Genomic DNA, 25009 nt, shown 5'->3' on the forward strand with positions numbered 1-25009 from the left:
AATTTACGGATAATTGATATTTTTTCATAATTGCAAGATTTTACAGTAACATTCTAATTTTTTTATCCTAAATGGATTCCAAATCAATACGGAGCACTTTCCTTGAATTTTTCGAAAGTAAAAAACACAAAATAGTGCCTTCTGCGCCAATAGTGGTACAAAATGATCCTACGCTCATGTTCACAAATGCGGGCATGAACCAGTTTAAAGACTTCTTTTTGGGCAATAAGGTTGCCGAAAATAAACGAGTGGCAGATACTCAAAAATGTCTTCGAGTCTCCGGAAAACACAATGATCTGGAGGAAGTAGGCATTGATACCTATCACCATACCATGTTTGAAATGCTGGGAAACTGGTCATTTGGTGATTATTTCAAGGAAGAGGCCATAGACTGGGCATGGGAATTACTTACAGATAAATTCAAATTACCAAAGGAACGATTCTATGCGACCATTTTTGAAGGTGATTCTTCAGAAAATCTGGATCAGGATAGTGAGGCAAAGAAATTTTGGATGAAACACCTTCCGGAGGATAGAGTACTTAATGGGAGCAAAAAGGACAACTTCTGGGAAATGGGTGATACCGGACCGTGTGGACCGTGCTCCGAGCTTCATATTGATTTGAGACCGCAAAGCGAGGTGGATAAAGTACCGGGAAAAGATCTGGTAAATCAGGATCATCCTCAGGTGGTGGAAATCTGGAACCTGGTATTTATTCAATACAACAGACTAGCGAATGGATCTTTGGAAAACCTGCCTGAGAAACACGTAGATACAGGCATGGGCTTTGAGCGACTGGCCATGGCGATACAAGGCAAGCAATCCAACTATGATACGGATGTTTTTCAGCCACTTATTCAATGGGTAGCAAAAAAAGCAGGAGTGAAGTATGGATCAGATGAAAAGACGGATATTGCTATTCGGGTAATCTCTGATCATATTAGAGCGATTGCGTTCACCATCGCAGACGGTCAGCTCCCAAGTAATAACAAAGCTGGTTATGTGATCCGAAGAATTTTGCGACGTGCAGTACGATATGGATATACATTTCTTGGGTTCAAGGAGCCATTCCTACATGAACTTCTGGAAATCCTGGTGAATCAGTTTGACGGAGTATTCCCTGAATTGACCGAACAGAAAGATTTCATAGCGAAAGTGATCAAAGAAGAGGAGTTGTCATTCCTTCGAACACTAGATAATGGACTGAAAAAGCTTGATACGATCACTTCAGGCGACTCAAAAGTAATCGAAGGTTCTACTGCCTTTGAACTGTATGATACGTATGGATTCCCTCTGGATTTAACGGCACTGATTGCCAGGGAGAATGATATGGAGGTGGATGAGGCTGGCTTTCAAAAAGAAATGGAAGTTCAGAAGAACCGATCCAAGAGCGCAGGAAAACAGACAACCGGAGATTGGTCAGTAGTCAATGAAGGTGATGACGTCACATTTGTTGGTTACACCGAAACTCAGTCGACGACCAAAGTACTTCGTTACCGTGAGGTAAAGCAAAAAAACAAGACGCAGTATCAAATTGTATTGGAAACTACTCCATTCTATGCCGAAAGTGGAGGCCAGGTTGGAGATACCGGATACGTGCAATTTGGTGAAGAGAAGATCGAAGTGGTTGATACGAAAAAGGAGAATGATCTCATTGTTCATTTCACCAAGAAACTACCGGCTTCATTGGAGGGGGAAGTGAAAGCTGTGGTAAATGAAAGCAAGCGTCGATTGACAGAGAATAATCACTCTGCCACTCATTTGCTGCATGCTGCTTTACGACAAGTATTGGGAGATCATGTACAGCAAAAGGGTTCATTGGTGAATGATACAATTCTTCGATTTGACTTCTCCCACTTTGCAAAGATGACTGATGAGGAAATTGCTGAGGTGGAGCAGATTGTCAATCGAAAGATTCGTGAAAATATTCAACTGGATGAAAAAAAGAACATCCCAATAAGCGAAGCACAGGAGATGGGTGCGATGGCACTTTTTGGTGAGAAATACGGGGACTTTGTGCGTGTGATTACATTCGATCCCGAGTATTCAGTGGAGCTCTGTGGAGGAACGCACGTGACTCGAACGGGAAACATAGGCCTATTCAAGATTGTAAGTGAGGGGTCGAGTGCAGCAGGTGTGAGACGTGTAGAGGCGGTGACTTCTGTGGAAGCAGAAAAGTACTATCAAAAAAAATTACAGCTAATCTCTGAGCTGGAGGAAATGCTGAAGAACCCGAAAGATCTGAAGAAAACAGTTGAGAACCTCGTCAAGGAAAATCTGGCAAACCAGAAGAAGATCGACGAGATGAATCAGCAGCAGGCCGGGCAGATCAAGAATACGCTGAAAAATGATGCGAAAGAAATCAATGGTAAGAAGCTCATCACTTATAAAGGCGATTTTCCATCTGCAGATAGTATGAAGCAGGTGGCATTTGATCTAAAAAGAGAAGTGAGTAATCTTGTGCTATTAATAGCCGCCAATATCAACGACAAACCCATGCTCACCGTGATGCTTGCAGATGACCTGGTGAAAAACGGTATGAACGCTAACGAAATCATTCGAAAGATGGCAGCTGCCATCAAAGGAGGAGGTGGTGGACAGCCATTCTATGCCACTGCTGGAGGTAAAGATCTTTCCGGTCTGGATGAGGCATTGAAGATTGGGAAAGAGTTGGTTGAGGCTTCTTAATGAATAACCAGGATACATATCAGGTAGTTGTCGGGCTGGAAGTACATATTCAGCTTTTAACTGAAAGCAAGTTATTTGCAGCAGATTCTACAGCTTTTGGAGAGGAACCGAACAGGAACGTGAGTGTGATTACACTGGCTCACCCAGGCACCATGCCTTTGCTCAATAAGAAAGCGGTGGAGTATGCTATTCGCATGGGTTTAGCTTGTCAATCGAAAATTACCCGGCACTGCATTTTTGATCGTAAAAACTATTTCTATCCAGACCTGCCAAAAGGATTTCAGACCACACAGGATCGTACACCTATTTGTGTTGGTGGTACTGTGCCAATCACACTAAAAGATGGAAAAAATGTTGACATTCAGCTCAACCGCATTCACCTGGAGGAAGACGCTGGAAAATCCATGCATGATCAGGATGATGAAGATTCATTGATCGATTTGAATCGGGCTGGAGTCCCCTTGATTGAATTGGTGACCGAGCCTTGTATTGGATCGGCTGAACAGGCCATGACTTTTCTAACTGAAATTAGAAGTATGGTTCGCTACCTGGAAATCTGTGACGGTAACATGGAGCAAGGTTCATTACGGTGTGATGCCAACATTTCTGTTAAAAAAAATGGAGAAAGTGACCTAGGGAAGAAGGTAGAGGTTAAGAATATGAATTCTATCAGAAATGTGGGCAGAGCCATTAAACATGAGTTTGAACGACAGGTAAGCTTGCTGGATGCCGGTGAAGAAATCATTTCAGAGACCCGACTTTTTGACGCTAACTCGGGATTAACATCCGGTATGAGAACCAAGGAAGAGCTAAATGACTACCGATACTTCCCAGAGCCTGATTTGAGTCCGTTCACAGTTTCGGATGAATGGTTGGCACAGATTCGAGAAGAAATGCCACCTACTCCCCAAGTGATGAGAGAGACATTGACCAATGTGTTTGGGCTTCCCGATTATGATGCGAATGTCCTTTGTCAGGAAAAGCGAGTTGTCGACTTCTTTGTGGAAGTATGCCAAAAGACCGGCCATTATAAACAAGTTGCCAATTGGTTGATGGGGCCTGTTAAATCCATCTTGAATGAACAGGAAACGGAAGATATGGAAATGCCTTTGTCAGCTGTGCAGCTTGCGGATTTGGTAAATGCAATTGAAGATGGAAAAATCAATCCATCGATGGCTAACAAGCAGGTATTTCCGTTTTTAATTGAACATTCGAATAAGCTGGTGGCTGATGCGATTACGGAACTTGGTTTAGAACAGGTCAGCCAGGACGATATTTCCGATGTAATTTTGGAGGTGTTGGGACAGCATCCGGAAAAGGTAAAGGCCTACCAGAGTGGGAAGAAAAACTTGATCGGGATGTTCATGGGTGAGGTAATGAAACAAACACAGGGGTCAGCAGATCCAAAAAAAACGAACGAACTTTTACGACAAGCGTTGGAGGAACAGAACTAAAAAGTGATCATGAAGCATATATTGATTTTAGGATTTATTGTTGGGTTGTTTGGTTGTAGTGATCAGGCACAGGAGGGAGTCAAACTAACCGGAAATGTTGAACAGTTTCCTGCAGGAGGATTTGCTTATGTCGAACGTGTGGGCGAAAATGGTATTGAACCATTCGACACCTTAAATGTAGATTCTAATGGAGATTTCTCAGAATACATGAAAATTGAAAAGCCGGCTTTTTTCCGGGTAAATTTCAATGGCAAGCAGATCATTTCCTTAATCCTGACAGGTGAGGAGGATGAAGTCGTTTTGAATGCTCAGGGCAATGATCCGAGAGGTTTTTCAGAAGTGTCGGGATCTTATGACACAGAATATAAAAATCAGATTGATGCCATGATGCAGGAGTATCGTGTAAAGGTACAGGGTATGCAGCAGGCTCAGCGTCAGGCCAGAGCTAATAACGATGCACAAGCCTTTCAGACGGCACAATTCCAAATGATGGATGTCGCAAAGAAAACCGAAGCAGAGCTAAAAGCACTAATTCGTGAGGCGAGTCCTTCGTTAGCAGCATTTTACGGTTTGCAAATGATTGATGCGACGCAAAATTTTGAGTTCATTGATTCTATAGCCACGGAACTTCAGGCTGAGATGCCTGAAAACTTTCATGTGGAAAGCCTTTTGTCACAAGTGGCAACTAAGAAAAGTCTGGCCATAGGTAAAGAAGCACCGGAAATTGCACTTGAAAATCCAGAGGGTGAAATAATTAAACTTAGTTCTCTGCGTGGAAAATATGTCTTGATCGATTTTTGGGCAGCCTGGTGTCGACCATGTAGGGCGGAAAATCCAAATGTGGTTCGTGTGTACAATGAATACTCCGCTGAAAATTTTGAAATCCTTGGGGTATCGCTAGACCGAACCAGAGAAAAATGGTTAGGAGCTATTGAACAGGATGGACTTCCATGGTTACATGTTTCAGACTTAAAGTACTGGAGAAGTCAGGCAGCAATCGACTACCAGGTGAATGCTATTCCTGCCACCTTCCTGATTGATCCAGAAGGAAAGATCATCGCTAAAAACCTAAGAGGTGCGAGCTTAGAGGCTAAGCTTAAGGAGATTTTTGGGTAACTCAATCATTTACCAGGCGAGATCAATCTGTTGTTAAGCAGGAGGGATTTTGGGGTTGTTAAACCATTGTTTGACAAATAGGTATGAAACCTATCACCACTAAACTCCTGTCTGTTTCAACTCTAGAGATAACAAGGAGATTTTCAAAGTATCCATGACTCTGCTTATTTTCTATTTGCCGTTTTTATATCACAAACTTTTGAAGTGCTCCCCAGAGCTTAGCTTTTTCATTTACGTCTGCGGCTAGAACGGATAAGGGCTTAGAGCAAAGAAATTCACTGCCTTTGTATGGAATAGGGGTGTAGAAGGCTTTGGCTTCCGGAACAAAGACCAGCGCTTTTTTGAACTTTACTGATTGATCAAATCCATTGCTGAAAATCTTGTAGTCACTTTTCGGAATCTTACATGCATCTATGATCTTGTGAAGTAGCTCATTCTCTCCAGGATCATGACTAGTATGGAATACAGCAAACGGTAAAGGTTTGGAGTCCGGCAGATCGTGATGCGGAATGTGAGGGGACTCCTGATGGTGTCCCTCTTTTGGCTTTTCTTGAGTTTCTGGATTTGTTTGTTTGGTCTCGGTTTCTTCTAGCTTTGATACTGGCTCAGCTACCTGGTTCGACTCCTGCACCTCTTCTGCTACATCGGTACTTGCTGTTTCTTCCAACTCTACCTTATCAGCAATTACCTCATCTTCGGGCAGTCGGAAGATTTCTTCGTGAATTAATAAGTGCAGATGTTCTTTTTCCATCAACTATATAAAATTAGATGTCATATCGAACGCAGTGAGATATCTTTTCCAAATGAGCACTGAAGCTCAATTTAAAGATTTCTCCTAACCTACCCTTGGCAGGATCGTCGAAATGACAAATCAATTTTGAGCGTATCAGTCTTCCATATCAAAGATAGACTTTAACTCCTTGGCTTCGCTTGGTTTCATACGTTTTCCAAGAACGAGCCTTAACTGTCTTCTCCGCAGAGCACCATCGTACAATTCTTTTTCAAACTCTGTCTCAGGCTCCAATTGTGGAATATCGATTGGCTTACCCGATTGGTCCACCGCTACGAATGTGAAGAATGCTCTATTTGTATGCACTTTTTTGTCTGCCGGAATGTCCTCAGCAGTTACTTCCAGGTACACTTCCATGGATGAGCTAAACGCCCGGGTAACGAAAGCGGTTATGGTGACCGTGTTCCCAATACGGATGGGTTCAGAAAACGAAATATTATCGACCGAGGCAGTTACTACAATTCGATTGGAATGCTTCTGTGCGGCTATTGCTGCAGCTATGTCCATCCAGTGCATCAGGCGGCCTCCCATGAGGTTGTTCAGCCCATTGGTGTCATTAGGAAGGACCAGCTCAGTCATGGTTACGTAGGAGTCCTTGCAGTTTTTTACTTTTTTCATTGAGTTCTTGCTTTACTTTTTATCTCTCCACCCTCTTTCTCCACGCAAAGGTACGAAGCTAAAATGGTCGAATTGTTTCTTTTTTATTTTGTTTTCGTCCACTTTCTGGATCAAAACCATAGATTGTATGTCATTGTTCCCGACAGGAATAACTAATCTTCCTCCAATCTTTAGTTGCTGGATTAGCTCCTCAGGTACAGTGGGAGCACCTGCCGTGACAATGATCCCATCATAGGGCGCGAAGCGAGGCAACCCCTTGGACCCATCTCCCTGGTACATATGGGGTTGGTAACCTATCTTAGGTAAAAACCGAATAGCCTTTTGATAGAGTTTTTTCTGGTATTCAATGGTGTACACTTTTGCTCCCATTTCCACCAATACACAAGCCTGGTATCCTGAGCCAGTTCCTATTTCCAGAATTTTGTCACCCGGTTTTATCTGAAGTAGCTGTGTTTGAAATGCAACTGTGTAGGGCTGACTGATGGTTTGACCTGCATCGATTGGAAAGGCTTTATCCTCGTATGCATGAACATCAAATATTTTATCAAAGAAAAAGTGGCGTGGAATCTTGTTTATGGCATGCAAGACTCTCTTGTCTTTGATTCCTTTTTTGGCAATTCCCAGAACCAATTGCTTCCGCAATCCCTTATGCTTGTAGGTATCTTCCAATTCACTTATTTTGAGCCTTAAATTTAATCAGCGTGTTTACAGGAATAGTTGAAACAGTAGGGAAAGTAGAAGAAATCTCTAAGGAGGGGACGAATGTGCATTTCGCCATCTCATCTACAGTTTCTGATGAGCTAAAAATTGATCAGAGCGTGTCTCACAACGGTGTTTGCTTAACAGTCACCAAAGTAGAAGGAGGGAAGCACTGGGTGACGGCCATTGACGAAACAATAAAAAAATCAAATCTCGGAGCTTTGGAGGTAGATTCACAAGTGAACCTGGAAAGGTGTATGAAAGCTGATGGACGGTTTGATGGTCATATCGTGCAGGGGCATGTGGATACAACAGCTATTGTGAAGAAAATTGCGGACGAAGCAGGTAGCTGGGTATTTACTTTTGAGCTGGAAAAAGAGGGGCTGGTAGTAGAAAAAGGAAGCATTTGTATCAACGGTACCAGCCTAACTTGCTTTAACGTTGAAAAAAAAATCTTTTCTGTAGCAATAATTCCATATACATTTGAACATACCAACTTCAATCAGCTGGCAGTTGGTAGCACGGTAAATATTGAATTTGATATTATCGGAAAGTATATTCACCTAATGTTAAATAAAAATTAAATGGCTCTCAATTGCATGGTAGTGGATGACGACAAGATGTCGCGTCTGGTAATCAAAAAATTTATAGACAAAACTGACACCCTTGTGATGACGCACGATCTGGACAACACCCAGGAGGCGCATGACATACTCTTGGGTGAAAGTGCCAACGATGTAGATATCGTATTCCTGGACATAGAAATGCCTGGAATGAGTGGCCTGGAGTTGGTAAAAGATCTACAGCATGCGTACAATGTGATTTTGGTTACATCCAAAAAAGAGTATGCCATTGAGGCATTTGAGGATTCAGTAGCCGACTACCTTGTGAAGCCTGTGGAGTATGAACGCTTCATGAAGGCGGTGAACAAGGTAAAAGAAAACCTTGAGAAGGAGAAGGCAATCGCAGAGCAAGAGGATCATATCTATGTTAAAAGTGATGGTAAACTATTCAGACTCAGCTATGATAATATTCTATTTGTTGAAGCATTGGCAGATTATGTGATCTTCAATACCGCTGCTGGTAAGAAACACATCGTGCACCATACCATGAAGGGTATCGAGAAGCGCTTGCCTGAAAGTATCTTCAGTCGTGTACACAGAAGCTACATCATCAATAGAAACAAGATTGATAAAATCGAAGACTTGCAAGTGCACATTGGAGAGAAGACCTTTTCCATTGGTGCCTCTTACAAGGAGTCTTTGATGGATAAATTCAACTTACTGTAATAAAAACTTTACGAAACCCAGTCAATTCCTTTTTTAAGGAGTGAAAGGGTTTCTTTTTCTAGGTTCGAAGATGGCTGATGATCGTACTCCCAGTTGGCTTCAGGAGGCAGACTCATCAGAATGGATTCTGTTCTACCATTAGTGTCAAGTCCGAATTTGGTCCCTTTGTCATGCACCAGATTGAACTCTACGTACCTGCCACGTCTGATTTTCTGCCAGATTTTCTCTGATTCCGACCATTGTTTATCTCTTAGATCTTTCACTGCATCAGTGTAGGCAGGGATAAAGGTTTCACCAACATCTTTCACAAAGTTCCACTGCTGTTCTTTCGATCGGCCCTCTTTATCAGCTAGTCGGTCAAAGAAAATACCGCCAATCCCCCGGGTTTCGTCTCGGTGTTTCACAAAGAAGTAATCATCAGCCCATTGCTTAAATTTTGGATAAAAGTCTTTATCGTATTGATCACACGTGTCTTTCAGGAGATTATGGAAGTTTTTTGCTTTTTCGGGAATCACATAATGAGGTGTAAGGTCAATACCGCCTCCAAACCACCAGACCCCATTACTCATTTCGAAGTAGCGCACGTTCATGTGGATGATTGGAACCCACGGATTTTGCGGGTGCAAAACAATGGAAACACCTGTGGCGAAAAACTCAGCTTCTGGTAGGTTCAAAGCTTTCAGGATTTTATCAGGCGTAGGGCCGGCAACTGCTGAGAAATTTACTCCACCTTTTTCAATGAGGTCTCCATTCTTTATTACTCGCGATCTTCCTCCACCACCTTCCGGTCTGCTCCACTGATCTTCCTGAAACGTTGATTTACCATCAAGCAGTTCAAGCGAATTGCAAATTGAATCTTGTAATTCCTGAAACCACTCCGCTATTTCTTCTTTTGTTATCTCCATTTAGAAAGGATATCCTATACCAATATTAATTTCTGTGTTTCTTCCGAAGTTGGAAAAGATTTCATTGCCAACAAATCGCTCTCCGCGTTTTTGAGCAGGATCTATAAGTTTCATTCCCAGATCTACTCGAAATACAAGAAACTGGAGGTCAAAGCGCAACCCAACTCCGGTTCCTACTGCCATTTCACTTATGAAGTTATCAAAGTGGAAAACTCCGTCATCTCCTTCCGCATCTTCACCCACCAGTGAGTTTCTCACCTGCCAAATGTTTCCTGCATCAATGAATACCGCCCCTTCCAGAAAGCCAACCAAATCCTGTCGCAACTCTACACTTGATTCGATGATCAACTCCCCCCGCTGCTCATTTGAGTAATCAACAACGTCCGTTGGGTTGCCATCCCCATCTTCTTCAAAGACTCCATAAGCCCCCGGACCAAGTCTTCGTGGTTTCCATGCCCGAATACTACTACTACCCCCCGCAAAGAAATATTTTTCATAAGGCATGGATTTATTGTCTCCATATGGATAGGCAAGACCCACGTTTAGTCGGGCGGCCAGGTTGGTGTTTCTTGTTAGACGTTCAATCTTTCTCAGATCGATCTGTGTTTTTGCGTATTGATAAGTCTCCAGACTGTCCCCAAAGAAGGATTTACCTACTACATTCACCAGATTGCCTCCAAGCTCGGCATTAAGACGAACAAATGCTCCGTCTTGATTTAAAGCATAATTTCCAAGGCTTAAATCTAGCTGGAATGCGGTACTTGTAACCACAGCAGATTCAAAAGCTAATGCATATGGATTGTTTTCAAGTCGTAGACTGTCCAGAAACTCTTCAAATTCATCACCAGTAATCGTCGTATTTGTTAGACTAAGTTCAATGGGAGTTAATCGATACCGGATCTGATCACGAACTTGCCAGCTGTATGTCCATGTTCCTCTGTAAGTTGCTCTTCTATACTCTGTTACTCGATCTTCAAATGAAAAACCTAATGAAAGTCTGGTTTTGGGATTAAATCGACCGATTTTGTTTTTGTAATAAGACCCGAGTGGGAATAGAAATTGTGGGAATGTAATCGCTGCTTCAGCACCAAATTGACGAGAGGTGTAATTGCCGTCAAACTCAGACTCTTGACGGACTGATCTTAAGTCTTCTAGCTTAGCATTTGCATCAAAGCTCAGTATTTCTAAGGTGCGGAAAGTGTTTCTGTTTTTTAGGTTGATGTTAACAAATGGGCCGGGTCTGCCTTGCGTCCTTGAGAAACCGAACTCACTGGAAGTCTGATATTTATCAAATGGTGAGGTGAAGATGTTTGCTACAAAGTAATTGCCCGTTGTATCATAATTGATATTGATAAACTTGAAATTATCCAGATAAGAAAGCTGTCTTTGTGTTTCAATCGTCAGGTCTCGGCTGTAAGGATCATCCTGCTCTAATGGCACTCGCCATTCAAGCACTTTCTTGGAATACCTGTTTCGGGCAAAGCTGAATGTAATGTCTCGATACTTTTCCTGAGTTCGATCAAAAGATTCGCTCACACTTGCGTCAGTTACAAAAACAATGGAGTCTAAGTAGAATATCTTGTGCTTATTTTCTCCGGGTGGATTTTTGATCACTTCTCTAACAATCAAAGTGTCTTTTCCTAACTGCATAGAGTCTATCTGAAAACCTACATATTGTTTTGAGAATTCATAGTACCCGTTGTTTACAGCCAGGTCATATATGAAGTCCCGTTCCTGACTCAAAACGTCCTGATCATAATAGCCCTTTTTCAAAGGCGAGTCTTCGATGTTTTCAAATATCAGGGCCTGAAGTACTGTGTCTTTGATGTTATATTGAATGGAATCAATTACATAGCGATCATTTAATTCTATTTCATACTCCAGATTGATGTACCGATCCTTTTCTCCAAACCAACCACTAACCCAGTTTCTAATATCCCTACCCGCTTTACCAATCATCCCTAAACTATCATAGGTAGCTGTGTCGATCTTAATCGTGGCATCAAAGTATCCTTTAGAATCCAGATACTGATCGATTTTCTCTGCCGTTAAGTTGGTGCTCACATGATTATAGATGGCTAAAGGCTCACCCCATCTCATCAGCTGGTTGCCTTGCTTCACTTTTCTATTCTTCTTATCGTATTTTTTTGCTTTCTTATTTCTCAGCTTTTGCCTTCTCTTATCTGAGGTAGCTGCAGCAATTTTTCGATCATACTTAGCCTCCAGGGAATCTCTTTTTGCAATAGCCTTTTGTTGGCTGTACCCTGGAAAGATCCAGCCATTTTCTCCAAGCTTGTATAAGTGAGCAAGGTGAGTGAAAGGATAATACCCAAAAAGGATGCGGCTATTAGCTTCTTGTTCATATAACCCTTTGACATCATCCTCCAGCGCTCCGGACAATCCATCTATTTTTTGCTTAGCGAGAAGATGTTGATCGTCCTTTAAAAACTTTGAACCCAGGCATGATGTAAGAAAAATGCCTGCGAATACTGATATTTGGCTTAGTCTAAAAAGTCGCTTCAAATCAAATGCTCTCTAGGAAGGAACAGAAATTTATAAAATCGCTCAAAGTTAAGAAGTACCGCATGCGTGAGAAATGCTTTTTGATTGAAGGTGCAAAAAATGTGCAAGAGTTGCTCAAATCTGATTTTGATATCGAAATGATTCTCGGAACTGAGGATTTTTTTTCGTTAAATCTAAAATCCGGAGATCATCGAAATGAAATCGTGACAGCAGAAATACTGCAGCAGCTGGGTACGTTTAAAACAAATGAAGATGCGCTTGCGGTTGCCAGAACCAAATCATACGATTTAGATACCCTTTCTTTTAATGATCACATTTTCGTTCTTGATGGGGTAGGTGATCCAGGCAATGTCGGAACGATCATACGAACACTGGATTGGTTTGGTTTTGATCAGTTGGTCTGTTCTTCGGATTGTGCAGAGTTCTATCATCCTAAGGTGATAAATAGCACAATGGGATCTTTTACACGCATTAAAGTGGTATCATGTGAACTGGAAGATTTCTTTCAAAAGAATAAGCTACGCGTCTTTGCGGCAGATATGGATGGAAATCCACTTGACCAGATAAATCAGAAAGAACCTTTAGTTATTGTCATGGGGAGTGAGTCTCATGGAGTGAGCCCGATTACGCTCCAAAATATGGAAGCACGCATAACCGTTCCACGTTTTGGGGTAGCAGAGTCATTGAATGTTGGCATTGCGACCGGGATCATAGCTGGTCACTTGCGCATGTCCAGATAGTTTTTCATCAATGCATTTGTGGAAGGATCGTGATTCCCTTCTTTTCCTTCCTTGATCTCCCTCAGTATTGGTTTGGAAAGCTGCTTACCAAGCTCAACACCCCATTGATCAAAACTGAAAATATTCCAGATCACACCCTGAACAAAAACGCGATGCTCGTAGTAAGCTATCAAGGATCCAAGATTCTTCGGTGTTAATTCTTTGATAAGGATGCTCGTAGAAGGTCTGTTGCCTTCGAAAATTTTAGAGTTGACCAAGATATCGCTGGCATCTTTGCCTGCTTCATCTATTACCTGATCTTTTGATTTGCCTGTTAAAAGAGCTTCCGATTGAGCAAAGAAGTTAGCAAGCAATTTCTCGTGATGGTCGGTATGCGCATGTGCAGGTTTCGCTATACCTATGAATTCACAAGGAATAATCTTAGTGCCCTGATGGATAAGTTGGTAAAAAGCATGTTGGCCATTAGTGCCCGGCTCTCCCCATATAATGGGTCCGGTCTGATAATTTACATTTTTACCTGATCGATTGATGTATTTACCATTACTCTCCATATCCACTTGTTGTAGGTAGGAAGGCAGATACCTCAATCGATGATCGTATGGGAGGATAGCCAAAGAATCATATCCTCGAAAGTTATTGTACCAAATACCAAGAAGCGCAGAGATGACAGGTAGATTTTCATCAAGTTTAGTGTTTTTGAAATGCAGATCCATTTCATGAGCACCTTGAAGCAGCTCTTCAAAATGATCGTAACCAACAGTGCAGGCTATCGAAAGCCCGATAACAGACCATAGTGAGTATCTGCCACCGACCCAATCCCAAAACTCAAACATGTTTTGACTGTCAATTCCAAATTCGTTTACAGCAGATTCATTCGTACTCACTGCTACAAAATGCTTGCTGATGTTGTCTGAGCCGCCACCATTTTCTAAAAACCAACTTTTAGCTGAAAGTGCATTGGTGATGGTCTCTTGTGTTGTGAATGTTTTTGAGGCGATTATAAAAAGCGTGGTTTCCGGATTTAGATTTCCCAATGTCTCAACCATTTGTGCTGCATCTACATTGGAGATGAAGTGAGGAGTAATCTTTTTCCAGTATGGTCTTAATGCATAGGAAACCATCTTGGGCCCCAGGTCAGAGCCACCGATACCAATGTTCACCACATCGGTTATGGGTTTGTCTGAAAATCCTTTCCACTCACCATTATGAAGTTTTTGAGTAAATAACCTGACCTTTTCCAGCTCTTTAACAACTTCAGGTTTACTCTGTTCTCTAAGTGCTACATGGTGAACAGATCTACCCTCAGTCTCATTGATCTCCTTACCATCAAACATAGCTTGGATGGCATCTGTAAGGTTACATTCCCTTGCAAGAGTAAACAGTTCACTCATTGTACTCTCTGAAACTTCGTTTTTCGAGAAATCGAAATAGAAATCATTGAATTTGAAGGTGAATTTATCCAGATGCGAAGGATTATCAACCAGCTCATTTATGCTGATTTTTTGATTAGCATATTCACTAAGTTTCGCCCATGACTTGGTAGTCGTTGGGTCAATTTTTGGTAGCATGATATTTGGTTTTTAGAATAACCCCGGAAGGATATTTTCTCTGACAAAAAGGTAATATGAATAAGCTATGAAGCCAATCAGATACACCATCCCCTCTGCACGATCCAGCTTGAACTTGTTTAGTGTAAACATGAATATGAATAACATAAACGTGCCAAGCATTACGATGTAAAGATCCGTATTGAGTGAAGCTGTGTATACGAGAGGTGCATGCACTACAGATGTAGCGCCTAATACAAGCAACAGGTTGAAAATATTGGATCCAACAATATTACCAACAGCAAGGTCTGATTTTTTATGGAATGCAGCTACGGCTGAAGTAGCTAGCTCAGGGAGCGAGGTGCCAGCCGCAAGAATCGTTAGACCGATCATTTTATCACTTACTTTAAAAAATTTGGCGATTGTAACTGCATTTTCAACAATCAGATTGCCACCAAATACCAACCCCACAATACCCAATACAATCATCACGGTCGTTTTTAAGCTTCCGTGTATCTCAATATCTTCTGCGATCTCTGCCTCGGGATTCCTGCTTAAGTTCATAAAAATGTAAACCAGGAAGAGGACAAACATGATCAACAAAATAATTCCATCTTTTACGTCCAGACTGTTTTTGTCCGCATCAAAGAAAAGAACGTCATTGACCAGGATGAAGAAAATGAAGGTAGCAAGCAATGAATACGGTACTTCTTTCCACAGGGCATTCCTTTCTACAGTGAGTGGATATATAACAGCAGAAATCCCCAGGATGAGGAAGATGTTGAAAATATTAGATCCGATAATGTTGCCAAAGACCACTTCGTTTGCACCACTATCTACGTCAGTAACTGAGCCGGAAATAATGTTTACCACTAGCTCTGGAGCTGAGGTACCCATAGCAACCACAGTTAGACCAATAGCTATATCAGAAACATTGAAACGTTTAGCTAAGGATGAGGCTCCATTTACCAGGTAATCCGCTCCTTTTATAAGGAGAACAAACCCTACGACTACAAGCAAAAAATTTAATGCTATGCTACTCAATTTAGTTTTCGGTTAGATTGGTGACTCACTGTTTAGATGACTTGAATAATTAATCTATCTAATCTTCGCAAATTAACACTTTTGATCTATTTAATCCAATTATTAGCGTATCGATCACAAATTCAAGTCATTCAGTAAGTTATGGATTTTGTTCTTTAATTTTTTTTCTGTTTCCAAGTAGCTCGAACCTTCTAAATCGCCTCTAACCGAAAAATAGAATTTAATTTTCGGTTCCGTGCCAGAAGGCCTCACACTTACTTTTGTTCCATCTTCAGTAAGGTATTGAAGTACATTCGATTTTGGAAAATTGACAGGCTCTTTTTTTCCATCCGAATGAATTAGAACTCCTTCCAAATAATCAATCACATGTGTCACCGCTGAGCCAGCCAGTTTTTGAGGTGGGGATGACCGGAATCCTTCCATCATTTGTTTGATTTCCTCGGCACCTTGTAATCCTTTCTTCGTGATAGATTTAAGCTCCTCATAATAAAAGCCGTAGGTTTTGTAGATTTCCAGCAGAAGTTCAAAAACACTTAACCCCTGATCTTTTGCCCAGGCAGCCATTTCTGCAATTATGACACTGCTGGCAACTGCGTCTTTGTCACGAACCAATTCGCCAATCATGTATCCGTAGCTTTCTTCTCCACCACCTATAAATAACTCTTGCCCTTCTTTCTTACGGATCATGTCTGCAATCCACTTAAATCCAGTGAGTGTGTCATAACACTTTGTGTGAAAGCTATTGGCAATGTCACGAATTAGTTCAGTTGTAACAATGGTTTTCCCAATGTACTCATTTCCTTTTAGTCCCTTTTCACTCCATTTCTTCATCAAATAAAATACCAATAGGGAACCCGTTTGATTGCCATTTAATAACTGAAAGTCTCCATCCAAATTTTTCACAGCTATACCAACCCGATCGGCATCAGGGTCAGTTGCCATTACAATGTCAGCATCGATTTTTTTAGCCTTTTTTAAGGCCAGGGTCATCGCCTCGGTTTCTTCCGGGTTCGGATAAACCACTGTAGGAAAATTACCATCAGGTGTTTTCTGCTCTTCGACGATATGTACATTTTTGAATCCTAGTTCCTCTAGAGCTCGAGGCACCATCGTGATTCCAGTCCCATGAATGGAAGAGAACACGATCTTCATATCACTATTCGATGAGGTTTCATCAGGTGATAGCGAAAGGTTCTTGATCATCTCAAGGTAAGACCGGTCCATTTCTTCACCAATTTCCTGAATCAAAGACGGGTTAGATTCAAAGTTGATCTCATCTATTGAGTTGATCTTTTTTACTTCTTCGATAACATTCTTATCATGCGGAGGCACTAGTTGTCCACCGTCGTTCCAGTATGCTTTGTAGCCATTGTATTCTTTCGGGTTGTGAGAGGCAGTAATAACTACGCCTCCCTGACAACCAAGATTCCTGATTGCAAAAGATAACTCGGGTGTAGGGCGTAGATCTTCGAAGAGATAAACATGGATGCCATTCGCGGAAAATACATCGGCGGTTGTTTCAGCAAATACCCGACTGTTGTTTCGACTGTCGTGGGCTATCGCAACCTTTATCTCATCCTGAAATTGCTTTTTAAGATAGTTAGCGAAACCTTGAGTCGCCATTCCCACAGTATACTTATTCATTCGGTTGGTCCCGATACCCATGATGCCTCTCAATCCACCCGTTCCAAACTCAAGTTCTTTTAGAAAAGCTTCATCCAGCTCCTCCTGATTTTGCATCAAGGATTCGATTTCTTGCTTGGATGAAACATCCATGTTGGCGGCATTCAGCCATTGTGTTGCTTTATTTCTTGCTTCCATTAATTCAGTATCAGGCATAGCCTAGTTTCTTCTTCACTCTTAGTAATACATCATTTGCAATATCAGCTGCTTTTGCTTCACCTTTTTGAAGTTCTTCTTCCAATTCCGGCAGATTGGAAATATAATAATCAAACTTCTCTCTTTCATCCTGAAATTTATCCCGAATAAGCTCGAAAAGCTCTTGCTTAGCATGTCCATAACCATAGTTGCCTCCCTCATAGTTTTTACGCATTTGCGTTACCTCATCCTCGGTGGCCAGTAGTTTGTAAATAGAGAAAACATTACAAACATCCGGATCCTTCGGATCCTCCATCGGTGTACTATCGGTCACAATTTGCATGATATTCTTCCTGAGTTTTTTCTCAGGCTGAAAGATATCAATGATGTTTCCGTAGCTTTTGCTCATTTTTTGACCATCTATACCCGGAATAGTCATCACATTGTCATCGATTAAAGCCTCAGGCAGCACAAATGTTTCACCAAATTGATGATTGAATGTCGATGCAATATCCCGAGTCATTTCCAGGTGTTGCTTTTGGTCTTTTCCTACAGGCACATAATCTGCATCATATAATAATATGTCAGAGGCCATCAGTACCGGGTAATCAAACAATCCTGCATTCACGTCAGCCAATCGATCGGATTTATCCTTAAACGAATGCGCATTGGCCAGCATCGGGTAAGGGGTGAAGCAGTTGAGGTACCAGGTAAGTTCACAGCAAGCTGGTACTCGCGATTGACGGTAAAATGTATTGGATGATGTATCAAATCCACAGGCCAACCATGCCGCTGCTACTGCGTTTACATTTTCTGTGCGAACTTGCGGATCTTTAATGGTGGTAAGCGAGTGAAGATCCGCAATAAAGAAAAAGGATTCGTTATCCTTGTTTTTTGATAGTTCAATAGCTGGTATAATTGCACCCAAAAGGTTGCCTAAGTGTGGTTTTCCAGAGCTTTGTATACCTGTGAGTATTCGTGCCATTCGTTAAAAATTTGTGCAAACCTATATAATTTGAGGCTTTGAATATCGAGCCTTTACAACTGAAAATGAAATTAGAGATGAGAGCGATTTTTTCCACTTTAACCCTTGTTTTTTTTCTTACTGCTTATGGGCAGTCAAAACTTGATTTTGAGAAAACAGATCACAATTTTGGAGAAATCCGTGAGGAGAGCGGGCCTGCTGAGTACACGTTTAAGTTTGTGAATACTGGGGATGAGCCAATTAAAATCACAAGAGTGAAGGCTTCATGTGGATGCACAACTCCAGGCTGGACGAAAGAGGAGGTGATGCCCGGAGACTCTGGATATGTTAAAGCAAAATATAATCCACGTAATCGACCGGGCCGATTTAGAAAGTCGCTCAGACTTACTACCACGGACCCATCTTCCAATATGACCCTTTACATTTCGGGTTTTGTGAAGCCTAAACCCAAAACTCCTGAGCAAGAGTTTCCAGTATTAGCCGGAAATCTTCGTTTGAAATACAAGGGAATGAACATGGGTAAGATCACCACTGAAAAGCCAGTTGAGAAAACGTTTGATGTATATAACTATTCAGATACAGTTACTATGTTGAATCCGGATGAAATGACACTACCGGATCACATTAAGGTAGAGCTCGTACAGGAATTTCTAAACCCCAGAGAAGTAGGACAGATAAAAATAACATATGATCCCATCAAGAAAGCAGATTATGGGTTTGTGAGTGATAACGTCCAGCTTAGTGAAAACTCAGAGGAAAACCTCTCCGTGATTGCCGTAATCGAAGAATATTTTCCTGAGATGACTGCTGAAGAATTGGATAATGCGCCAAAGCTGGAAATTTTAGAACGTTCTTATGATTTTGGACGGGTAACGGCTAGTGCAATACTGGAAAAAGAGTTTGAGTTATCTAATGTTGGCAAAGAAAAATTAGAACTGAGGGCTGTAAAATCAAACTGTGGATGTATTACTTATGACATAAAAAAGAAAGGTATCAAAAAAGGTAAAAGCCAAACGCTTAAAGTCTTTTTTGATACCTCGGAAATGCGTGGTAATCAATACAAGTCCATTACGATCTATTCCAATGATCCTGTGGCTCCCACACAAATAATCACTATAAAAGGCAAGGTGGAGAAAGCTGACTAGGAGAAGATTATTTCTTCTCCCAGGTATTATTTTCTCGATTTACGTCTGCCATATATCCACTCTCATCAATCACTATTGAGCTGATCTCGCTGATTGGCGAATCAATAGTGAATTGATAGGCAGGGTGTGTCCATGGCCAGTCTGGAAGTTCAACTCTTTCCAAATTAGTTTCGTTCTTTTTCTCTCCTCTCATCACAACAAGTGGAGCGTAATAGATTTTCTTTGATCCATCAGCGAAGGTTACGTAAACATCCATAGGCATGGGCATATTGCCCTTTCTTTCCAATGTTACGGTAGTATTGCCATCGGTTTCAGATACAGATTCCACTGCGTAATCAATTGTGTGTATGTTATTCGTCCAAAAATCCAGATACCAATCCAACTCCAAACCAGACTCTTTTTCAAATACTCTGATCCAATCATTCGCATCAGGATGCTTGAACTTCCATTGATTGTAGAATTTCTTTTGTGCTCGTAGAGTAGTCTCCTTGCCGACTAGGTAATTCATTTGAGCAAGCGTTATTGCTCCTTTAGTGTAGGCAGATCTACCATAGGCATAATTTGTTTTAAAGAAATCAGAATGAGTGCTCATTGGCTCCTCTTTACCTGACTGAGTCAGCCTAAAATAACTGAAATAATTACCCATCTGAGGGTTGCCTTGCTCTCCTTTGAGATAGGCAAGTGTTTCATCTTGTACGTAGGTGGTAAAGCCTTCATCCATCCATGAATAGTAGCTTTCGTTGAATCCTAACACGCCTTGATACCATGAGTGAAGTGCTTCGTGAACGGTTACGCCAAGTAAGCTTCCGAAGCTCCGTTCCCCCGTTATAAGGGTGGCCATCGGATATTCCATTCCACCATCACCGCCTTGGATAATGGAGTAATGAGGATAGGGGTACTCACCATAATTTGCTTCAATGAACTCGAATGCTTTAACGGTGGCTTCAGGTAATTTATCCCATGCTTTTGTTTTAGCTCCTTCCTGATAAAAGAAATGAAGTTCAGGCCCACCATCAACCATAGCTGTCTTGTGAGTGTAATCAGGATCGGCAGCCCAAACAAAATCATGCACTTTTTCTGCCTTGAATTTCCAGGTTAACGTTTTTCCTTTTCGTTTTACATTCACGCCTTCATCTTCGTAACCGTATCCGATTTCGTTTGGGTTTTGAAGGGTACCTGTAGCAGCTACCACATAATTATTATCGATTGTAATGTTAACTTCAAATGCACCAAAAGGTGCATAGAACTCTCGGCCTACATATGGATGGGTGTGCCAACCTCGCTCGTCATACTCAGCCATCTTTGGATACCACTGGGCCATACTGTAGTCAATGCCCTCTGCGTTATCCCGTCCACTTCTTCTAATTTGAATAGGCACCTGGCTTTGAAAATTCATATTTAAAACGGTTGCGGAACCCGGAAGGACCGGTTCTGCTAGCTTTACCTCCAATACAGTTCCTTCTATATTGAATATAACGTTTTTGCCATCTTGAGTTAACGATTGGATTTTATGATAGCCAATCTCAGAATCGTTCAATTTTGAAATTCGATCCCGAACTCTGCCATCCGGGTCTTCAATCGTTCTGCTTCTTGTATCCATCATGCTTCCGGGCTGAAAAGCATTGAAATAAAGGTGATAAAAAACCTTATCTAAGGTGTCAGGGCTATTATTGAAATATTTCAATGTTTGAGTGCCCGAAAACTGGTGGCTATCTACATTGAAATCAATATCCATTTTGTATTCCACTCTTTGTTGCCAATAGGTCTGCGCGACGGAAAATGACGCAAGGTTGACAAATAAAAGAAGGGAAATGGCTTTCTTAATAAAATTATATTTCATAATCGATAAATAGTTTAACATTTTATCGTCTTCATGGTTAATAAAAGTGTATATTCAAAAAACGATTAACCTGAAGAGTATGGAGAAAATTTTAGACTTTATTCTTCTGATCATTTTCGCCTTTGGATCGGCAATCCTCTTTACGTTTGCTGTAATTTGGAAATTTATCCAGGCAATGTATCAGATTATTTTATCTAAGTAAGTTATACGTCAACATTGGCGTATTTGGCATTTTTCTCAATGAACTCACGGCGTGGCGCTACTTCGTCTCCCATTAGCATTGAGAATAAATGATCCGCTTCGGCAGCTGACTCAATTGTTACCTGTTTGAGACTTCTATGCTCCGGATCCATGGTGGTTGTCCATAACTGATCAGGATTCATTTCTCCCAGACCTTTGTATCGCTGTACACTCACCGAATCTTCTTTACCATTTGGGGCTACTTCTTTTACCACTTTCAAACGATCTTCTTCTGACCATGCGTATCGTTCAGTTTTGCCCTTTTTGATAAGATACAATGGTGGTAATGCTATATACAGATATCCTTTTTCTATCAATGACCTCATATATCGGAAAAAGAATGTTAAGATTAACGTTCGAATATGACTACCATCAATATCAGCATCCGTCATGATAATGACCTTGTGATACCTCAGCTTTTCCATATTGAGGGCCTTTTCATCTTCTTCAGTTCCAAATGAGACTCCAAGTGCCGTGATCATATTTTTGATCTCGTCATTATCGTAGATTTTGTGCTCCTGCGCTTTTTCTACATTAAGGATTTTACCTCTCAATGGTAAGATTGCCTGGAATCGACGATCTCTACCTTGCTTGGCGGATCCACCTGCAGAGTCTCCCTCTACAAGGTAAAGCTCACAAACAGAAGGGTCTTTGTCGGAACAGTCAGATAGTTTACCTGGAAGTCCTGTGCCAGAAAGTACATTCTTTCTTTGAACCATTTCACGTGCCTTTCTAGCTGCGTGTCTTGCCTGAGCTGCGACAATTACTTTAGAAACAATCTGCTTGGCTTCTTTTGGATTTTCTTCAAGGTATTCGAGTAGAATTTCACTCACGCAGGTATCTACTGCTCCCATGGCGTCAGAGTTACCCAGTTTTGTTTTGGTTTGTCCTTCAAACTGGGGTTCTGCAATTTTTACAGAAATAACTGCCGTTAAACCTTCTCTAAAGTCGTCACCGCTGATCTCTACTTTCACTTTATCCAGCAAGCCGGATTTGTCTGCATATCCCTTCAATGTACGAGTCAATGCTCTTCTAAAGCCAGAAACATGAGTACCTCCCTCGATGGTATTGATGTTATTCACATAGGAAACTACATTTTCTGTAAATGAAGTATTGTAGCTCAATGCTACCTGCACCGGCACCCCACCTTTATCACCCTCAATGTATATAGGCGTAGGTATCAGACTTTCTCGCGTGTTGTCTAAGTATTCAACAAATTCAGACAGACCACCTTCTGAGAAGAATTCTTCAACCATTGAATTTCCGTCCTCATCCAGGTTTCGGTGATCGATCATTTTAATCTTGATTCCTGCATTTAGGAAGGAAAGCTCCCTAAGCCTGGAGGCTATTGTTTCTGAATTATATTTCAGAACAGTAAATATTTCATCATCCGGCTGAAAATGAATTCGCGTTCCTTTGATATCTGTCTTACCAATTTCTTTTACTGGTGCTTTAGGTACTCCTCTATTATACTCTTGTTCCCAGATTTTGCCATCTCGATGCACCGTCGCTTTTAAGCTTGATGATAGTGCGTTTACACACGAAACACCAACTCCGTGCAGTCCACCGGAAACTTTATATGTGTCTTTATCGAATTTACCTCCGGCATGAAGCACGGTCATCACGACTTCCAGGGCACTTCGATTTTCTTTTTTATGAATATCTACAGGGATACCACGACCATTGTCGACTACCGTGATGGAATTGTCTTCATTGATCTCTACAGTGATCGTATCGCAATGCCCGGCGAGTGCTTCATCGATAGAGTTATCGACCACCTCCCATACCATGTGGTGAAGTCCTTTTACTCCAATGTCACCGATGTACATTGCAGGTCTTTTTCTTACGGCTTCCAGGCCTTCTAGTACCTGAATATTACTGGCCGAATAATCCCCTTTTTTGTTTTGCTTATTTTCTTCCATGTGAAATGATTAAAAAACGCTATTTGAGAGCTAAAATCAAAGATTTTTGAATTTGAACAATTGGCTCGATCGCGTTAGAAATGCAGTCATTTTTCAACCCTCAAATGTACTAAAAATATCCCTATTGGTCCTGTTTTTGCTTAGCTAAATATTGTTAATGTTTTCACCTATATAACCTGACCATTTATGACCAAGATTCATGCCGTTTTCGCATTGTTTTTCCTTACAATTTCTTTCACTGTTTTTTGCCAGGATGATGAAGTAGAAGAAGTGCTGGGAGTAACCCTGGATGCAAATAAAAATACCGAAAAGGATAGTGCTACTTTGGCTAAACAGAAAGCCTATGAGGAGCAGCTTAAACAAGCTGAGGCCTTTAGAAAAGGGATGGCTAAAGATCCAAAACGTTTTATGGATTCACTGAATTCGATTCGCAATGAAAAGCTGCGAGTGGAAGCACTGCAGCGAATTGAAGATTACAAGTCTAATTCTGAACTGGCATACTTAAAAGAAATTGATCTGTCCAATGCGCAATTGTCTGATTTTCCAAAGTTTGTCTTTAAAGCGGAAAGTGTGGAGGTATTGATTTTAGATGGTAACAGGTTTAATGAGTTGCCAACAGAACTTGCTCAGTTAGATAAATTAAACAGGATCTATTGGAGAAATAATGATCTTGATACTCGCGTAAAAATTCCACGGTTAGAGGGTATAGAAAAGCTTGATTTATCTGGAAATAATCTAGAAAAGTTACCCAAAGTTCATCGGATAAAAGGGATCAAAGAATTAGTGCTTGAGAAAAACAGCTTCAGCAAAATTCCAATATGGAGCGTGTGGAGGCTAAAAGATTTGGAGGAACTAGAGATCAGTCAAAATCCGATAAAGCTGGATCGAAGATGGTATTGGTTATTAAAAAACTTGAAAATCCTAAAGGTTAATAAATCAAATCTTGCAACCATTCATCCTTCTTTGTACAAGATGAAAGGGCTAGAGGAGTTACAACTTCAGGTAAATAAATTGACTACCATTCCCAGAGGAATATCCAGGCTTGAGCATTTGACAAAACTTTCATTCTACAAAAACAATATTCACAGTTTGCCTAAAGACTTGTTAGATCTAAAAAACCTTGAGATCATTGATCTTTATTACAACAAGTTAGAGGTTGTTCCGTCTGAAATTACCGGGTTGGAAAATTTAAAAATTCTATACTTATCCTTCAATGAAATATATGACTTACCTGAGGAGATTGGAACGCTCAAACAGTTAAGAGAGCTATATGTTCATCACAATCGTTTAAGTGAATTGCCAGAAAGTATTATCAATCTTGATCATTTAAGAGTGCTACATTTTCAAAACAATTACATTCCTCAATTTCCTCGTTTCATCCTTTCAATGGATTCGGTTGAGGATCTGGACATATCAGAAACCGACATCACCAGCCTGCCTCTTGAAATAGAAGAAATGAATTTGAAGACTTTTTTTTGGCGCGATCTCGATATCAATCTCAACAGTGCGGAACATGAAGCTGAACGAGCCATGATAATTAGAATGATGGATCGAGACATGGTGATGAACCCGAAGGTATTTGATATGGTAAACGAATCAGAGTAATTTTAAATCTTCTAATGATTATTTTTTAGCTATAAATAGTTC

19 protein-coding genes are annotated in these 25009 nt (G+C 41.0%); 8 read left to right on the forward strand and 11 right to left on the reverse strand.

The genetic code is table 11. The features are described 5' to 3' along the window. Window positions 1–71: 71 nt before the first annotated feature. From alaS to ACXAH9_RS06745, 3 genes are read left to right on the forward strand one after another with little or no spacing between them, the layout of a single operon-like run. Window positions 72–2687 (forward strand): alanine--tRNA ligase, encoded by a 2616-nt coding sequence (gene alaS / locus ACXAH9_RS06735; protein WP_474894089.1) that lies wholly within the window; start codon window positions 72–74, stop codon window positions 2685–2687. Next, entirely contained in the window at window positions 2687–4141 is a 1455-nt protein-coding gene (gene gatB / locus ACXAH9_RS06740) for an Asp-tRNA(Asn)/Glu-tRNA(Gln) amidotransferase subunit GatB (protein ID WP_474894090.1), read from the forward strand. The genes alaS and gatB overlap by 1 nt, the downstream gene beginning before the upstream one ends. 9 nt (window positions 4142–4150) lie before the next feature. Further along, entirely contained in the window at window positions 4151–5257 is a 1107-nt protein-coding gene (locus ACXAH9_RS06745) for a TlpA family protein disulfide reductase (RefSeq protein ID WP_474894091.1), read from the forward strand. A gap of 184 nt (window positions 5258–5441) precedes the next feature. On the opposite strand, the gene ACXAH9_RS06750 is transcribed toward ACXAH9_RS06745, so the two are convergent. From ACXAH9_RS06750 to ACXAH9_RS06760, 3 genes are all read right to left on the reverse strand, one after another. Continuing rightward, window positions 5442–6008 carry a hypothetical protein gene (locus tag ACXAH9_RS06750; protein WP_474894092.1) on the reverse strand — a complete coding sequence of 189 codons (567 nt, stop codon included), beginning with the start codon at window positions 6006–6008 and terminating at the stop codon, window positions 5442–5444. 135 nt (window positions 6009–6143) lie between these two features. After that, the gene (locus ACXAH9_RS06755) at window positions 6144–6665 is read right to left on the reverse strand and encodes an acyl-CoA thioesterase (protein WP_474894093.1); all 522 of its coding nucleotides are present in this window, start codon (window positions 6663–6665) and stop codon (window positions 6144–6146) included. Between the two features lie 12 nt (window positions 6666–6677). Beyond that, complete coding sequence (locus ACXAH9_RS06760; protein WP_474894203.1) at window positions 6678–7343, reverse strand: protein-L-isoaspartate(D-aspartate) O-methyltransferase; 666 nt, start codon at window positions 7341–7343, stop codon at window positions 6678–6680. A gap of 23 nt (window positions 7344–7366) precedes the next feature. Between ACXAH9_RS06760 and ACXAH9_RS06765 the strand changes: the two genes are divergently transcribed. Next, the gene (locus ACXAH9_RS06765) at window positions 7367–7948 is read left to right on the forward strand and encodes a riboflavin synthase (protein WP_474894094.1); all 582 of its coding nucleotides are present in this window, start codon (window positions 7367–7369) and stop codon (window positions 7946–7948) included. After that, window positions 7949–8653, forward strand: a complete 705-nt coding sequence (locus ACXAH9_RS06770) for a LytR/AlgR family response regulator transcription factor (protein WP_349563290.1) — start codon at window positions 7949–7951, stop codon at window positions 8651–8653. A gap of 8 nt (window positions 8654–8661) precedes the next feature. On the opposite strand, the gene hemF is transcribed toward ACXAH9_RS06770, so the two are convergent. Next, window positions 8662–9558: an oxygen-dependent coproporphyrinogen oxidase gene (gene hemF / locus ACXAH9_RS06775; RefSeq protein ID WP_474894095.1), complete on the reverse strand. Its 897-nt coding sequence runs from the start codon at window positions 9556–9558 to the stop codon at window positions 8662–8664. Continuing rightward, on the reverse strand, window positions 9559–12081 hold the full coding sequence (gene tamL / locus ACXAH9_RS06780) for a translocation and assembly module lipoprotein TamL (protein WP_474894096.1): 2523 nt from the start codon (window positions 12079–12081) through the stop codon (window positions 9559–9561). 5 nt (window positions 12082–12086) lie between these two features. Here tamL and ACXAH9_RS06785 point away from each other — a divergent pair, with 5 nt between their 5' ends. Further along, window positions 12087–12821: a TrmH family RNA methyltransferase gene (locus ACXAH9_RS06785; protein ID WP_474894097.1), complete on the forward strand. Its 735-nt coding sequence runs from the start codon at window positions 12087–12089 to the stop codon at window positions 12819–12821. On the opposite strand, the gene pgi is transcribed toward ACXAH9_RS06785, so the two are convergent. From pgi to trpS, 4 genes are all read right to left on the reverse strand, one after another. Then, on the reverse strand, window positions 12800–14389 hold the full coding sequence (pgi, locus tag ACXAH9_RS06790; RefSeq protein ID WP_474894098.1) for a glucose-6-phosphate isomerase: 1590 nt from the start codon (window positions 14387–14389) through the stop codon (window positions 12800–12802). The two genes, ACXAH9_RS06785 and pgi, sit on opposite strands and share 22 nt — an antisense overlap. A 12-nt stretch (window positions 14390–14401) precedes the next feature. After that, a complete protein-coding gene (locus ACXAH9_RS06795; RefSeq protein ID WP_474894099.1) occupies window positions 14402–15412 on the reverse strand; it encodes a calcium/sodium antiporter in 1011 nt (336 codons plus the stop codon). A 114-nt stretch (window positions 15413–15526) separates the two neighbouring features. Beyond that, window positions 15527–17251 carry a phospho-sugar mutase gene (locus ACXAH9_RS06800; protein ID WP_474894100.1) on the reverse strand — a complete coding sequence of 575 codons (1725 nt, stop codon included), beginning with the start codon at window positions 17249–17251 and terminating at the stop codon, window positions 15527–15529. Next, window positions 17244–18215, reverse strand: a complete 972-nt coding sequence (trpS, locus tag ACXAH9_RS06805) for a tryptophan--tRNA ligase (RefSeq protein WP_474894101.1) — start codon at window positions 18213–18215, stop codon at window positions 17244–17246. The genes ACXAH9_RS06800 and trpS overlap by 8 nt, the downstream gene beginning before the upstream one ends. Before the next feature lie 77 nt (window positions 18216–18292). Here trpS and ACXAH9_RS06810 point away from each other — a divergent pair, with 77 nt between their 5' ends. Then, window positions 18293–19360, forward strand: a complete 1068-nt coding sequence (locus tag ACXAH9_RS06810) for a DUF1573 domain-containing protein (protein ID WP_474894102.1) — start codon at window positions 18293–18295, stop codon at window positions 19358–19360. A 7-nt stretch (window positions 19361–19367) separates the two neighbouring features. On the opposite strand, the gene ACXAH9_RS06815 is transcribed toward ACXAH9_RS06810, so the two are convergent. Continuing rightward, a complete protein-coding gene (locus ACXAH9_RS06815) occupies window positions 19368–21200 on the reverse strand; it encodes a M1 family metallopeptidase (protein WP_474894103.1) in 1833 nt (610 codons plus the stop codon). Window positions 21201–21403: 203 nt separating this feature from the next. After that, complete coding sequence (gyrB, locus tag ACXAH9_RS06820) at window positions 21404–23362, reverse strand: DNA topoisomerase (ATP-hydrolyzing) subunit B (protein WP_474894104.1); 1959 nt, start codon at window positions 23360–23362, stop codon at window positions 21404–21406. A gap of 186 nt (window positions 23363–23548) precedes the next feature. On the opposite strand from gyrB, the gene ACXAH9_RS06825 reads away from it, so the two are divergent. Continuing rightward, window positions 23549–24967: a leucine-rich repeat domain-containing protein gene (locus ACXAH9_RS06825; protein WP_474894105.1), complete on the forward strand. Its 1419-nt coding sequence runs from the start codon at window positions 23549–23551 to the stop codon at window positions 24965–24967. The last annotated feature ends 42 nt before the right edge of the window (window positions 24968–25009 follow it).

It is taken from the genome of Ekhidna sp. ABH4_415, from assembly GCF_056161305.1.